The 12,816-nt window shown below is 66.5% G+C and carries 15 protein-coding genes and 1 tRNA gene; 5 read left to right on the plus strand and 11 right to left on the minus strand.

Annotated features, from left to right (window positions below; all coding sequences use genetic code 11):
* Positions 1-200: 200 nt before the first annotated feature.
* From EGH23_RS13590 to EGH23_RS13610, 5 genes are all read right to left on the minus strand, one after another.
* Positions 201-275: transfer RNA gene (locus EGH23_RS13590), tRNA-Arg, on the minus strand.
* 39 nt (positions 276-314) lie between these two features.
* The gene (locus EGH23_RS13595; protein ID WP_236044817.1) at positions 315-614 is read right to left on the minus strand and encodes a hypothetical protein; all 300 of its coding nucleotides are present in this window, start codon (positions 612-614) and stop codon (positions 315-317) included.
* The gene (locus EGH23_RS13600) at positions 611-1,711 is read right to left on the minus strand and encodes a DUF373 family protein (protein WP_220580525.1); all 1,101 of its coding nucleotides are present in this window, start codon (positions 1,709-1,711) and stop codon (positions 611-613) included. The genes EGH23_RS13595 and EGH23_RS13600 overlap by 4 nt, the downstream gene beginning before the upstream one ends.
* Before the next feature lie 79 nt (positions 1,712-1,790).
* A complete protein-coding gene (locus tag EGH23_RS13605) occupies positions 1,791-3,392 on the minus strand; it encodes a helix-turn-helix transcriptional regulator (protein WP_220580526.1) in 1,602 nt (533 codons plus the stop codon).
* A gap of 351 nt (positions 3,393-3,743) precedes the next feature.
* Positions 3,744-5,072, minus strand: coding sequence for an MFS transporter (locus EGH23_RS13610; RefSeq protein WP_220580527.1), 1,329 nt, complete (start codon positions 5,070-5,072; stop codon positions 3,744-3,746).
* Between the two features lie 119 nt (positions 5,073-5,191).
* On the opposite strand from EGH23_RS13610, the gene EGH23_RS26840 reads away from it, so the two are divergent.
* The 3 genes from EGH23_RS26840 (at position 5,192) to EGH23_RS13620 (ending at position 7,441) form a co-directional block, all read left to right on the plus strand.
* A complete protein-coding gene (locus EGH23_RS26840; RefSeq protein ID WP_268899443.1) occupies positions 5,192-5,326 on the plus strand; it encodes a hypothetical protein in 135 nt (44 codons plus the stop codon).
* An 88-nt stretch (positions 5,327-5,414) separates the two neighbouring features.
* A complete protein-coding gene (locus tag EGH23_RS13615; protein WP_220580528.1) occupies positions 5,415-6,434 on the plus strand; it encodes a radical SAM protein in 1,020 nt (339 codons plus the stop codon).
* Positions 6,435-6,535: 101 nt separating this feature from the next.
* Positions 6,536-7,441, plus strand: coding sequence for a cupredoxin domain-containing protein (locus tag EGH23_RS13620; RefSeq protein ID WP_220580529.1), 906 nt, complete (start codon positions 6,536-6,538; stop codon positions 7,439-7,441).
* A 43-nt stretch (positions 7,442-7,484) separates the two neighbouring features.
* Here the strand turns inward: EGH23_RS13620 and EGH23_RS13625 are convergent, their stop codons facing one another.
* Both EGH23_RS13625 and EGH23_RS13630 read right to left on the minus strand, forming a co-directional pair.
* On the minus strand, positions 7,485-7,796 hold the full coding sequence (locus EGH23_RS13625; protein WP_220580530.1) for a hypothetical protein: 312 nt from the start codon (positions 7,794-7,796) through the stop codon (positions 7,485-7,487).
* A gap of 77 nt (positions 7,797-7,873) precedes the next feature.
* Positions 7,874-8,770 carry a winged helix-turn-helix domain-containing protein gene (locus EGH23_RS13630; RefSeq protein WP_220580531.1) on the minus strand — a complete coding sequence of 299 codons (897 nt, stop codon included), beginning with the start codon at positions 8,768-8,770 and terminating at the stop codon, positions 7,874-7,876.
* A gap of 136 nt (positions 8,771-8,906) precedes the next feature.
* Between EGH23_RS13630 and EGH23_RS13635 the strand changes: the two genes are divergently transcribed.
* Positions 8,907-9,752, plus strand: coding sequence for a DUF2157 domain-containing protein (locus tag EGH23_RS13635; RefSeq protein WP_220580532.1), 846 nt, complete (start codon positions 8,907-8,909; stop codon positions 9,750-9,752).
* On the opposite strand, the gene EGH23_RS13640 is transcribed toward EGH23_RS13635, so the two are convergent.
* A complete protein-coding gene (locus tag EGH23_RS13640; protein WP_220580533.1) occupies positions 9,749-10,069 on the minus strand; it encodes a DUF7577 domain-containing protein in 321 nt (106 codons plus the stop codon). The two genes, EGH23_RS13635 and EGH23_RS13640, sit on opposite strands and share 4 nt — an antisense overlap.
* A gap of 40 nt (positions 10,070-10,109) precedes the next feature.
* Complete coding sequence (locus EGH23_RS13645; RefSeq protein WP_220580534.1) at positions 10,110-10,484, minus strand: YccF domain-containing protein; 375 nt, start codon at positions 10,482-10,484, stop codon at positions 10,110-10,112.
* A gap of 157 nt (positions 10,485-10,641) precedes the next feature.
* Here EGH23_RS13645 and EGH23_RS13650 point away from each other — a divergent pair, with 157 nt between their 5' ends.
* A complete protein-coding gene (locus EGH23_RS13650; protein ID WP_236044818.1) occupies positions 10,642-11,373 on the plus strand; it encodes a class I SAM-dependent methyltransferase in 732 nt (243 codons plus the stop codon).
* Positions 11,374-11,452: 79 nt separating this feature from the next.
* Here EGH23_RS13650 and EGH23_RS13655 read toward each other — a convergent pair whose 3' ends face one another.
* The gene (locus tag EGH23_RS13655) at positions 11,453-12,538 is read right to left on the minus strand and encodes an aminopeptidase (protein ID WP_220580535.1); all 1,086 of its coding nucleotides are present in this window, start codon (positions 12,536-12,538) and stop codon (positions 11,453-11,455) included.
* A gap of 43 nt (positions 12,539-12,581) precedes the next feature.
* Entirely contained in the window at positions 12,582-12,704 is a 123-nt protein-coding gene (locus tag EGH23_RS26845) for a DUF7859 family protein (RefSeq protein ID WP_268899444.1), read from the minus strand.
* Between the last annotated feature and the right edge of the window lie 112 nt (positions 12,705-12,816).

A 12,816-nucleotide genomic window follows, 5' to 3' on the forward strand; every position in this document is an offset into this window, starting at 1 on the left:
GCCCACGTTTTTCAAGGAGTGGTTCAAGCGCGCTCGGAGAGCGCGACTCGAACCCGACGCAGAAAAAGGTGGACGGGCACGGTGGGATTCTCACCGAAGGAAGACGATCGGCCTCACTGCGTTCGGCCGCTGCGACTTCCAGGGTTCGAATCCCCCTGCGTGCTACGGTTCAGCACGCCTCGCAATGCTCGGCGGCTTCACGGGCACGGTGGGATTCGAACCCACGACCGTCGGATTAGAAGTCCGACGCTCTATCCGGGCTGAGCTACGTGCCCTCACCCGGTAGTTGTCGAGGAGTCTCAAAAGCCGTGCGATTAGCGGTCGAGTTCCACGTCCTCGTCGGTCGCTTCGCCGGTCGCGATGGTGATCACGTCGGTCGTCTCGACCGTCGTGAGGCCGTCTACCTGACAGACGTCGGCGACGCGCTCCTGCGGAACCGAGACGGCGAGGTCGTCGAACTGGAGGCGGCGTTCGACCGTGGCGCCGGCGTCCTCGACGGCCGCTTCCACCGCCTCGAGGTCGGCGTCGTCGTCGGTCGCCAGCGAGAGCGTGACCGGTTCGCCCTCGATGGGGTCCTCGCGGATGCTCCGGACGGCGCGGGAGACGTACATCATTCGGAGGAGGGACCGCCGGGGCCTTGGTTGTGGCGTTCGGGCGGATCGAGGCGGGCCTCGGCGACGGCGAAGGCGAGGGTGCTCGCCAGCCCCAGCAGGGTGCCGCCGGTGAGGACGACGGCGAGGTACTCGAGGCTCCGGGTGCCGAGGAAGAAGGCGCTCAGGCCGTGGAGGACGCCGCCGATGGCGAGCACGTAGAAGGGGGCGTTGAGGTAGCGCCACTCGAACTCGTCGTGGAGGTACTCGTCGGTGACGCGGCCGAGACTGGAGGTGATGCCGGCGACGGTGAACCACTGGATCGCGCCGTAGACCAAGGCGGCGACGACCTCGACTGGCGAGAGCGGCGTCGGCCGGGATTCGAGCATAGCGACGCCGCTGACGCCGCCGATGGCCAGTAGCGCGGCGGCGACGACGTAGGTGATAATGGTGACCCGACCGGCGTACAGTCCGGAAGTGGCGCGGTCGGCCGCTTCGTCGAGGAGCCGCTCGGCACCCAGTCCGCGGGCGAGGACGTAGAGACCCAGCAGTCCGGAGATGATTCCCAGCGAGGAGACCGGCAGGCCGAGCGACTCGACGGCGATGGTCAACGGATAGATGAGCAAGAGGATCCCGAGGGGGACGAGGATGGTCCCGCGCGTCTCGGGGTCGTCTAACACCTGTTTGATGGTGTAGTACATCGATTCGAGGTCCTGTGCCTGCCGGACGACGACGCGTCGCACCCCGTCGATGCGGATCCGCGAGCGGATGACGGGGATGACGGACTCGTCCTGTGCGCCGTCGGTGACGACGAGCGCGCGCACGTCCTCGCTCGTCGAGAGCGACGCGAGGACGGTGTCGACCTCCTCGCCGACGGCGCGGTTGGCGGCCACGTCGCTGCCGTCGACGCCGGTGACGGCGGCGACTTCGACGGGTTCGTCGGTTATCTCGTCGGTGATGTGGACGCCCTCGAAGAGGACGTTCACGTCCGAATCTTCGGGGTCAGCCTGGGCTAACGCGACGGCCGCGTCGAGGACGGCGTCCCGACCGACGACCGGCGTCTCCACGTCGGTCTTGCGGCCGAGGTCGTCGTCTAAGTCCACACACAGCACCAGCAGCATCGTCTCCGGGTAGACGAGCGGCGTTTAACTGTCTTCGGGACGGTGGGAACCGGGCGAAAAGTCGTCGTCGTCGGGTAGTTCACAGGTCGTCGGACTGCGACCGCGCGTGGTCGGGGACGCTCTCGGGTCGGGCGATGATGTTCTCGCGCCCGATGTTTATCTTCTCGATGGTACCCTCGTCGGCCATCCGCGAGAGGACGCGGCTCACCTTCGACTTCGACCAGCCGGTGCCGTCGACGACCGCCGACTGTCGGAGTTGGCCGTTGTGCTGGTCCAGCAGGTAGAGCACGCGCTCTTCGTCGCTGAGCGGCGATTCTTCCTCTTCCGCTTCTTGCTCTTGGGTGTCGTCGGCCGTGGTACCGTCTTCGGGTCCGTCTCCCGTTTCGTCGTCCGGCGGTTCGTCGCCGCCGTCGTTCCGGGGGGTAGGGAACTCGGCTGGGCCGCTGTCGTCACGGTCACGTTTCGAAAGCCCGGGAACGAGTCCGGAGAGATCGCTGTGTCGTCTCGCTAAGAGCGCGCCGGCGACGAGGCCGACGAGGAGGATCGCTCCGAGTATCGCCAGCGTCGAGATGCGGACGTCGGCACCCGGTAACCCGATGGAGCGTTCGACTCGCGTGTTCGGGTTGGTTCCGCGCTCGACCTCGGTTCCGTCACCGACGCCGTCGCCGTCGGTGTCCGGGTCGTTCGGGTCCGTATCGTACTCGTTCACCTCTTCGCCGTCGGTGAGGCCGTCGCCGTCGGTGTCTGCTTTCGTCGGGTTCGTCTCGTACTGGTTCACTTCCGCGCCGTCGTCGAGGCCGTCCTCGTCGGTGTCCGAGTCGGTCGGATCCGTCTCGTACTGATTCACTTCCTCGCCGTCGTCGAGACCGTCGTCGTCGCTGTCGGCCACGTTGGGGTCCGTCTGGTACTGGTTCACCTCTTCACCGTCGTCGAGACCGTCGTTATCGGTGTCGGCGGCCGTCGGATCGGTGTTGTACGTCGTTACCTCTTTGCCGTCGGTGAGTCCGTCGCCGTCGGTGTCGGATTCGGTCGGGTTGGTCTCGAACTCGTTGACTTCGACGCCGTCGCTCAGCGTATCACCGTCGCTGTTGGGGTTCGTCGGACTGGTTCCGTAGTTGTTCACTTCGGCTCCGTCGCTCAGTCCGTCGCCGTCGGTGTCGCTCGTTCGAATGTCCGCGCCGTATTCGAGTTCTCGCTGGTTCGCGAGGCCGTCACCGTCGGCGTCGCCCTCCGGCGGAAACACGGTGAGCGGGCGGCTCGTCTGTGCGAGCGAGTTAGTCCCGTTGGCCCCGAACACTTCGACGACGAGCTGTTGGCTCCCCGTCTCGTTGGTCGGCCACTGCTCGACGTTGAACGTGACGCTCGATTGCCCGCCGTCGCTGTTTATCTGTCGACAGCCGAGTCGAGTGGCCGCGTTCGGGTCGCTCTGGACCCGCGTGCAGACGCTGTAGGTCCCGCTCTCGCCCCCGATCGTCACGGTGACGTTCGAGGGTTGCCACGCGGTGACGTAGGTCCCGTCGCTCTCGGTGGCGACGACCCCCGGCCCGGCGTGTTCGATGCCGCGAATCTGGACGTCGGTCGCGCCGGCGGTCTGCGCGGCGATCGGGATACTGGCCGTGGAGACGAGTAAGACCACCACGAGAAGGGCGTTCCCAAGCAGAGAGAGACTTGGGCGTGTCATAGTGTCGCCTGTACTCTGTCGAGGCCACGGAGACATAATGCTTTTCGCATCAAGTTGAGACTATTTGTTACACAATCTGATAGTATAGCCAGATTGCGGGTCGAGATCGTCGGTACTGGTACATCGGGACCGCGAGATTTCGCGGGCCACATTTCGTCGTGTCATCGGGAAGATACTGTTAGCGCGTTGTCGTAGCGAGCGTCGTTTCGGAACGAACACCGACTCGATTGACAGGCCGGCGGCTTCTTTTTTCAGTGCCGGCGTCCGGAACATAGCTATTTCGGTCGACGTGTCGCTCGGGCGGCGTTCCCTCGGCAGTTCGTTCGCAGTCGCGGAGCGTCTCTCGAACAGCTATCTGACGTGTCCCGGGTCCGTCGGTCGCGGCGTGGGCGGTTCCTCGACGGTCCCGAGCCGGGCGACGAGCACCGCGACGGGGAGCAGGAGGAGACTTCCGACGACGAACGGCGACCAGTAGCCGACCGCGGCGTAGAGGCCGCCCATCACCGGCGGCCCGACGGTTCGGGCGAGACTGCCCGCGCCCTGCGTGATGCCGAACGCGCTGCCCTGTAGCTCCGCGCTGGCCCGCTGTGAGACGAGCGCGGTCAGCGTCACTGAGAGGATCCCGTTGCCGACGGGGAGGACCGTCAGGATCGCGAGCAGTCCCAGCAGTTCCGGCGTCAGGAACGGGGCTATCGAGCTGAGGTCCGGCAAGACGAGCCCCAGCGTCCGCGAGAAGGGAAGCGCCCCGACGCTGCCGACGAGGAGTGCAGTCCCGGCCAGCGAGAGCGTCACCGGGCGGTACCGGGCGGTCAGGCGGCCGACGAGGACGCCCTGCGTGATGACGGCGAGGACGCCGATATAGGTCAGCAGGAGCGCGCTCTGTGCAGCGGTGTAGCCGTAGACGTCCGCGACGTACGGGACGAACATTATCTGGACGCCCGAGAAGGCGAACGAGACCAGAAAGAACGCCGATAGCAGTTCCCGCAGGCCCGGTGCAGCGACGGCCGCGCGCAGTTGGGCGATAGCGGAGGGGCGCTCTCGGGACGCAGCGTCGGTGTCCGCGCTCGGCGGACGCGACTCGGGCAAGAACAGCGAGGCGACGACGACGCCACAGAGGCTGGCGAAAGCCGCGGCGAAGCTCGGCAGCGAGAAGCGGTTGATTGGGACGGCGTCGGGGACGACCGAATCGACGGCGGCGACGGTGGCGTCGAAGCTCAGCACCGCGCCGATGCCCGGGCCGAAGATGAAGCCGAGGCCGAACGCCGCCCCGATGAAGCCCAGTGCGGCGGCCCGACGCTCCGGCGGCGTCACGTCCGCGACGTAGGCCTGCGCCGTCGAGATGTTCCCGCCCATCGCCCCGGCGAGCATTCGCGAGGCGAACAGCAGCCACAGCGCGGTGGCGAGGCCGAACACCGTCCACGCCACCACCGAGCCACAGAGCGAGAGGATCAGGACCGGTCGACGGCCGACGCGGTCGGAGAGGGACCCCAACAGCGGCGCGAACGCGAACTGCATCGCCGAGTACGACGCCGCCAGCAGGCCGATGACGAACTCCGTCCCGCCGGGGAACGACCGGGTGTAGAAGGGGAGGATAGGGATGATGATCCCGAATCCCAGCAGATCCAGAAAGACGACGGCGAAGACGATGGCGAGGCCGCGGCGACGGCCGGCAGCGGACATGGCCACACGTGGGCGTGGAGCGGGGATAAGGCGTTGGGGTGTGACAGTCGTTGCTCCGACGACTCGGCCGCTGAGACGCCCAAAAGGCTATGTACCGCAACTGTATACCCACAGCCCAGATGTTGCACCTCCTGCTGCAGTACGGGCTTGAAGGGACGGGGACCGCCTTCGACTTCCTGCTCGCAGTGGGACTGCTCGTCAGTGCGTTGCTCGTCGTCCGCCTCCTCGGCGGGGCCTTCGACCGGCTATTCTGAGGCTATCTAGACGGCCCGTGCCGACCAACACCACACCGACGCAGATGCGCACGCTTTTTCCCGCTGGGGGTGGTCCTAGCGATACACGATGATTTCCGAGGGCTGCGAACAGTGCGCCAAGGGCGGTAAGATGGTGCTGTTCGTCTACGGCTACTGCGACCAGCGGGACTGCTTCTACTGTCCCCTCGGAGAGAACCGCAAGAACGTCACCCAGATGTACGCCAACGAGCGTCCCGTCGAATCCGACGAGGACGTCGTCGAGGAGGCCAAGCGCATGAGCGCGCTCGGCACGTCCATCACGGGTGGCGAACCGCAGGAAGTGCTCGACCGGACCTGTCACTACCTCGAGCTCCTGAAAGACGAGTTCGGCGAGGACCACCACACGCACCTCTACACCGGCATCCCCGGCGGCCGCGAGAACATGCGACGGCTCTCGGAGGCCGGACTCGACGAGATCCGCTTCCACCCACCGCTGGAGCAGTGGGGCGACCTCCACGGCACGGAGTGGGAGGACATCCTCTACGTCGCCCGCGAGGAGGGGCTCACCCCGGCCTTCGAGATCCCCGGTATCCGCGCCGAGGAGGAGTTCCTCGAATTCCTAGACGAGGGAGCCGCGGACTTCTGTAACATCAACGAGTTCGAGATGTCCGACGGCAACTACCGACGGATGCAGGAGGAGGGCTTCGAGCTCAAGGACGACCACATGAGCGCCGTCGAGGGGAGCCACGACATCTTAGAGAAGATGGGCGACCACGAGAAGGTCTACTTCTGTACGAGCGTCTTCAAGGACGCCGCACAGCACCGCTCCCGGCTCAAGCGGATGGCCCGCAACGTCCGCCGGCCGTTCGACGACGTGACCGAGGACGGCACGCTCGTCTACGGGAAGACGTGGGCCACCGAAGCGCAACTGGAGGCGCTCGGCGTCCCTGAGGAGTTCTACACCGTCAAATCGAACCACGTCGAGGTGGCGTGGTGGCTCTTAGAGGAGATGGTCGAGGACGGCGACGTCGAGGACGGCGAGATCGTCGAGCAGTACCCGACCTACGACGGGACGGTCGTCGAGCGGACGCCGCTGGCCGGTGGCGGGCAGGCGGCCGCCGGGGACTGATAGCGGACGCGGTTCGGGCCGACGCTTTCTAACAGCCACTGACGACCCGATAGACGGTCGGACAGTAGGGGATTCCGACGAGGTAACCGAACGAGGAGCGTATGGGGAGTATAGCAATCGGCCAGCCGTTCGACCGACGAGCTATGGGAGACCAGTATCCAGCGGTTACGCGTCGGGAGATGGTCGCACTGGTCGCGGGCGCGTCGCTCGCCGGATGTACGGGCCTGACACGCACCGGGCAAGAAGCCACACCGCGGCAGCCGACGGCGCAGGGAACGACGCGGGACGGGAGACAGACCGAGGGCGACCAGCAGACGGATGATGGCCAGACGGTTCGGGCCTTCGTCGGCTCTTACCACTGGGGGTACTTCGTGTTGGACACCGAGGGCACCGAACGGGACCAGGTGACGCTGTCGCCCGGCGACGAACTCAGAGTCACGGCGTTCAACGTGGAGAGCGACGACGCCGTGGCGGCCCTTCCGCGGGCGGTTCGGGACGGCATCCCGAGTTCCGCAGAGCGAGCGCGGCGAAACGAACGGGCGGTTCCGGAGCCGTCGGGAGCGTCGCTGGAGACGCTCCACGAGGCAGCCGAGTCGGCGTATCCGGACCACAGCCTCGCCATCGTCTCGGACGAGTATCTCCGCCCCGGCGGACGAGGCGGCGGACAGGGCGGGCCGGGACGAGGCGGCCAGGGACAGGGAACTGGCCCCGGCCCCGGACAGGGACCGTGGGGCGGCCACCACGGTCCCCACGGCGGTCCCTACGGGCCCGGAAGCGGACAGAGCCAGGGACCGATGGGCCCCGGGCGACAGGGCGGCTGCTGGAGCCCGGGATTCGCCGGGACGCTCGCCCCACCGACGTATCTCTGGCACCACTCGACGGTCCCCGCGGAGATGGGGTTCGTCGTCGAAACCACCGGTTCGTTCGGCTTCGCGTGTACGGTCTACTGCGGATACGGCCACCCGTACATGGCGGAAGCCGGCCGCCTCGTCGTCAGCGACGAGTGAAGGGCGAGTATCGACGGGGAGTCGATAAGCGAACCGGGCAGACTCAACGGTGAGCGGAGGCCGCGGTTCGACTCGATTCGGCGGCGTCGTCGGTGGCGGCGCTCGACGCTCTGCCTACCGACTCGCTCCGCGCGAACGAGCGCTCCGAGCGCCGCGGTAGGACGGTCCAAACGAGCGCCGCGGCGACGGCAAGCGTGGCCGCGACTGCACCGACGAGAACCGGTTCGGTCAAGAAAGCGAGAACGCCGGCCAACACGGCGAGATAGCCGACGAGACCGACGGGCGTGAGTGAGTCGTTCGCGCCGATTCTGGCGTACTGTGCGTCGTCGTGCGGGACGTAGCGAGGGGATACCATCGTGTATAGAGAGAAGTCCGTCCCTGATAAGTGTAATCTGAAATATACTTCTGTCTCGCCAGTTACCGAAATTTCCTTCACCCGGCGTCGAGCCTGTCGCGGTCGACCACGTCGAGGGACTCGTCGACGACGAGGGTCAGCGTGGCGTCGCCGGTTCGGTAGGTCACGCTCGCGCGGAACGGGTCGCGCTGACGGATGCGAGCGTGGTCGGTGTTCCACGCGCTGAACTCCCAGAACGGCCGCTCGTTGACGTCGACGCCGCGGTCGTGATAGAAGGAGACGACGGCGGGGTGTGAGAGCAGGGCGGCCCCGAGGTCGCCGATGAGTTCGGCCCCGCAGCGCTGGCAGTCGTACTGCACCAGCGGGAGGTCTGCGGCGTCGTCCGGGACTGTCTCCAGATGCAGCGTCGTCGCGGGCAGCGGGACGACGGTGGGGTGAATCTGCCCCTCGCAGTGCCAGCAGAAGCCGTTTCCGAGTTGCTGGTAGATAGTGCGGAAGTACCGGCTGGTGACCGCCGGGAACCGCTCGCGGTCGTAGTCGGCGAAGACCCCCGGCGGGACCAGCGCGGTGGCGGTCATGTCGCAGGAGTCGCACTCGACGCGGACGCGTTCGTCCTCGTAGTGGAAGGTTCGCTCGCCGCCACAGGCCGGGCAGGGGTCCGAAAGCGCCATCGGCTCGATCGAGCCGTCCATCGTGTACGCGCCGGCGTGGATGGCCCCGTTGACCGCGCGGCCGGCCAGCGTGAGCTCGTAGCCGTCCTCGCCCTTCGTGACGAAGCGGTCGGTGAGCTTGTCGAGGTGGTAGTTGAACTGGCCCGAATCGGCCATCTCGACGGCGTCGCGCAGCTCGGAGAACGTCGCCGTCTGGTCGTCGGCGTACCACAACGCACGGAGGATGTCGACCCGCGTCGCGTTCGCGAGCGCGCCGAACGCCTCGTCGGGGTCGGCCGTCTCGGTCAGTCCCGTCTCGCTCATGACCCTCATATGAAGCGAGCGCGGTTTAGACGTGGCGGGCTCCCGAGACGAGTCCAACCGAGTCACCGCCGTCGAGCCGAGAACGACTGTACCAAGGTTGATATGATGCTCGCGTCTCTGTCCGCACAAGCTCTCCATGAAACTACAGATCGACAGCGGGAAACTGCTGTACGCCCTCGGGGTCCTCTTCGCCGCGGCGGCGTTCCTCTACTTCGTCCGCGACGTGGTGTTCGGCCTCTCGATAACCGTCAAGGCCGTCCTGCTGTTCCTCGCGTTCGTCGCCTTCTTCGTCGCCGGCGTCACCGTCGATCGAGACGTCCTAGACGTCGTCGCGTTCGCGCTCTCCGGGGTGGCCTACGTCGTCTTCGTCGGCTACGTCGTCCTCCGGTACGGCCCGAGCGAGACGGGGACGTTCCTCCTGCTCGCCGTCTCGGCGGCGCTGTTCGTGACGCTCGGATACCTCCTCCGCCAGCAGACCGTCGACGTGCCGCGGCGGACGGCCACCGGCGTCGTCGTCGCCCTCCTCCTCGTGAGCGCGGTGCTGGTCGGCGTCGACGCGCTGGGCGGCGACGTGACCTACGACCTCCGGACCGAGGAGTCGGTCACCGTCTCACCGCCGGTCAGAGCGCCCGATAGCGGATACGTCAACGTCGACCGATCCGTCGGGACGATGACCGCGACCAACTCGTTCGTCTTCACCCGGGCGCTCTCGCTGCCGACGCTCGATGGCTGTCTGGTCGGCACCGACGCGGTGCCGCGCGACGACGTGTGGCTCTCCTACGAATTCCCCGACTACGATCGCCCGGACACTATCGCTGGCGGGACGAGCCGCGAGTTCGGTGTCAGGGCGAGTATCCCCGTCGACGTCAATCAGACCGGACCCGCGACGGTCGCGATCGAACGCGGGACCGACTGCACCGTCGACCGCTCCTCGCCGACGCTGATCGTCTCGGCGGGCGAGGAGGACCTCCGCCGCGATTAGGGGTCGTCAATTCTGCCGAGACACTCCCGACAGTAGGTGACGCCGGTTCGGTTCTCCGTCCCGCAACTCGGACAGGCGGCCGTCTCCGAGTCGTTCGGGCCGCTATTCGGGACGACCGAAACGGGCGATCTACCGACGGTCCACTCCGTGCTCGATCGCTCTGTGTTCTCCGCTCGCTGTCTCGCCCGTTCGACGAGTTCGTCGTCGCGCATCGACTCCAGCCCGCGCCACAGCGCGAGGAACAGCAGCGTCGGCGCGACGATGACGAACAGCCCCGCGCCGACGCGAAACGCCAGCTCCAGCTGGCTGAGTGCCATGCGTTCACATAGTGCTCGAACACCGAGAACGCTTCGCCGGTCAGTAGCGGTACAGCGAGACGACGTAAGGCAGTTGGTTGTACATCCAGATCGCGAGCGGGATGCCGACCACGGTCAGCGTCAGCGCGTAGGCGACGCCCGTCCAGATACCGCTGGCCCACCAGCCGACCAGCAGGAACCACACCGCGCGAACGACGAGCGGGTACTGACCGCCGCTCCCTCGCTCCTCGACGAGCGGGTCCCGGCGCTTCAGCGACAGTAGCATCGGTACCTGGTTTATCATCCAGACGCCCAACGGGATGCCGATGATCGTAACGGTCAACAGCCATGCGACGGAGAGCCAGATGCCGGTCGCCCACCATCCCACCAGCAGGAACCAGAGGGCGCGGACGAAGAGGGAGGGTTGGTCGCTCATACGTAGCGGTAGCCCAGCGGCGGAGATAAGCTTGCTGTCGGGCGTCAGCGGGGGCGAACGCGCGCCTTATCGTCGTTCGAGCCCCGAGTGGCCGGACTTTGCCATTATATTACACGCCTGAGCAACACTTTTCTATCGACCTGCCGACGGCTACGCCATGCCTGACCTCCCCGAGACCGACGCGTTCGGCGCGATGTGCCTCGATTATCACGAACGCGGTCACTCCTTCGAGGCCGTCGAGCGAGACGACGGCCTGCTGGAACTGCCCGGCGGCCCCGAACTGTACTTCGAACGACCCGGCGAGTGGGAACCACTCGACCGCAACGCCGTCGAGTGGGCCGAGGGCCGCGTCCTCGACGTCGGCTGTGGCCCCGGCCGCCACGCGCTGGCGTTACAGGAACGCGGCCACGACGTGACCGGTATCGACCTCTCGCCGGGCGCGCTCCGAGTCGCCCGAGATCGCGGGGTCGAGGACGCTCGAAAGTGCGACGTCGCCGACGTCGAGGAGATGGACGAGCGATTCGACTCCGCCGTCATGCTCGGCAACAACTTCGGACTGGTCGGGAGCGCCGATCGAGCGCCCGTCGTCCTCGGTGGCCTCGCCGCCGTGACCACCGACGACGCCACGCTCGTCGCCGCCAGCATGGACCCGACGATGACCGATCGCCAGGTCCATCTGGACTATCACGAGCGGAACCGCGAACGGGGCCGCCTACCGGGCCGCGTCCGCATCCGCACCCGCTACCGGGAGTACGTCGGCGAGTGGCACGACTACCTCCACGCCGCCCCCGAGACGATGCGGGAACTGGTCGGCGACACCGTCTGGACCGTAGAAGGCGTCGAACAGGACGGACCGAAGTACGTGGCGAGGCTAGAGAAGTCGGCGTGAACCGCCTCGGGGTCAAGCCCCGAGGCACTCGGCCTGCTCCGCCTGTAGAAAGACGCGTCTGCTAGCGTGTTAGAATTCTTCAGAATCCCTCTTCGAATTCGAAGGTCCCGTCGCGCTGGACCACTTCGCCGTCGACCTCGATACGCGACTCCTCGCTCATGTCGACGATCATGTCGACGTGAACGGCCGAGTCGTTCTGTTCGTTCTCCTCGCCGACGGTGTCCTCGTAGGCGCGGCCGACGGCCATGTGGACGGTGTCGCCCATCTTCTCGTCGAACAGCATGTTGTAGGTGAACCGGTCGATGTCGCGGTTCATCCCGATGCCGAGCTCGCCGAGCCGATTCGCGCCGTCGTCCGTTTCCAGCACCTCGGTCAGCACCTCCTCGTTCTTCCCGGCGCTGTGGTCGACGACCCTCCCGCCCTCGAAGTCGAGGTAGACGTCCGTGACCTCGCGGCCCTGGTGGTAGAGCGGCTTGTCGAACAGCACCTCGCCCTCGACGCTGTCGGCGACGGGCGCGGTGAACACCTCGCCGCCGGGGAGGTTCTTCTCGCCGTAGTCGTTGAGCGTCGGATTGCCGGCGACGGACATGGTCACGTCCGTGGTATCGCCCGAAACGATGCGCACCTCGTCGGCGGGGTCGAGGATGTCGACCATCTGGGATTGGTGTTCTCGGACCTCGTCCCAGTCCTTGTTGACGGCGTCCCAGACGAAGTTCTCGTAGCCCTCGGTGGACATCTGCGCGAGCTGGGCGTTCGCGGCCGCCGGGTACTGCGTGAGGTTCCAGGTCTTCGAGAGGCGCTCGGCCAGTAAGGGCTGCTGAGCCTGCTGGTAAGCGGCGTTCGTCTCGGGGTCGACGTCGCTGGTCTCGGTGACGTTCGCGTTGCCCCGGATAGCGATGTAGGCGTCCATCGCGTCGTAGAGCGCCTCGACGTGGCCGGGAGTCTCGAACTCCTCGCGGTTGCGGAGGAACGCGCGCTGGTAGCGCTCGCCGAGTCGGTCCTGCACGACGAGCGGGTTCGCGCCGCGGTCGGCGACGAGTTCGTGCAGCGCGACGACGAGGTCCTCGGCGACCGGGTGGGCGTCGATGACGACGTCGTCGCCCTCGCTCAGATCGACGGAATGGTCGACGATGACTTCTGCGTGTTCGCGGATGCGCGGGTCCATAGGGGAAGGTCCGGCGACGGCCCCAAACCACTTTCGCCGTCGGTCACTTCTCCTTGCTCTGTTCGAGTCCCTCGCGGAACCCGAGGAAAGTCCGTCGCAGCATTAGGTACATGAAAAAGAAGAACGCGAGCACTGCGGCGAGGAGACCGTAGGTGAGCAGGTCCATACCCCCCGATTGCGGACCCGCCGACAAAGAGGTTTCGCCACTCGCGGTAAACCCGCTGAAAGTGCCGATTTCGAAGAGTAAAATGCGTATTTGAGCGATAGGTGAAGTGGTC

This window comes from Haloarcula nitratireducens, from assembly GCF_019599505.1.

Bases quoted from the DNA above. Each gene is read 5' to 3' on its own strand.
- EGH23_RS13640 (WP_220580533.1), bottom strand. From the start codon at position 10,069: ATGGCACTCAGCCAGCTGGAGCTGGCGTTTCGCGTCGGCGCGGGGCTG.
- EGH23_RS13630 (WP_220580531.1), bottom strand. From the start codon at position 8,770: ATGAGCGAGACGGGACTGACCGAGACGGCCGACCCCGACGAGGCGTTC.
- EGH23_RS13620 (WP_220580529.1), top strand. From the start codon at position 6,536: ATGGGGAGTATAGCAATCGGCCAGCCGTTCGACCGACGAGCTATGGGA.
- EGH23_RS13625 (WP_220580530.1), bottom strand. From the start codon at position 7,796: ATGGTATCCCCTCGCTACGTCCCGCACGACGACGCACAGTACGCCAGA.
- EGH23_RS26845 (WP_268899444.1), bottom strand. From the start codon at position 12,704: ATGGACCTGCTCACCTACGGTCTCCTCGCCGCAGTGCTCGCGTTCTTC.
- EGH23_RS13650 (WP_236044818.1), top strand. From the start codon at position 10,642: ATGCCTGACCTCCCCGAGACCGACGCGTTCGGCGCGATGTGCCTCGAT.
- EGH23_RS13600 (WP_220580525.1), bottom strand. From the start codon at position 1,711: ATGCTGCTGGTGCTGTGTGTGGACTTAGACGACGACCTCGGCCGCAAG.
- EGH23_RS26840 (WP_268899443.1), top strand. From the start codon at position 5,192: ATGTTGCACCTCCTGCTGCAGTACGGGCTTGAAGGGACGGGGACCGCC.
- EGH23_RS13595 (WP_236044817.1), bottom strand. From the start codon at position 614: ATGATGTACGTCTCCCGCGCCGTCCGGAGCATCCGCGAGGACCCCATC.
- EGH23_RS13655 (WP_220580535.1), bottom strand. From the start codon at position 12,538: ATGGACCCGCGCATCCGCGAACACGCAGAAGTCATCGTCGACCATTCC.
- EGH23_RS13645 (WP_220580534.1), bottom strand. From the start codon at position 10,484: ATGAGCGACCAACCCTCCCTCTTCGTCCGCGCCCTCTGGTTCCTGCTG.
- EGH23_RS13635 (WP_220580532.1), top strand. From the start codon at position 8,907: ATGAAACTACAGATCGACAGCGGGAAACTGCTGTACGCCCTCGGGGTC.
- EGH23_RS13615 (WP_220580528.1), top strand. From the start codon at position 5,415: ATGATTTCCGAGGGCTGCGAACAGTGCGCCAAGGGCGGTAAGATGGTG.
- EGH23_RS13605 (WP_220580526.1), bottom strand. From the start codon at position 3,392: ATGACACGCCCAAGTCTCTCTCTGCTTGGGAACGCCCTTCTCGTGGTG.
- EGH23_RS13610 (WP_220580527.1), bottom strand. From the start codon at position 5,072: ATGTCCGCTGCCGGCCGTCGCCGCGGCCTCGCCATCGTCTTCGCCGTC.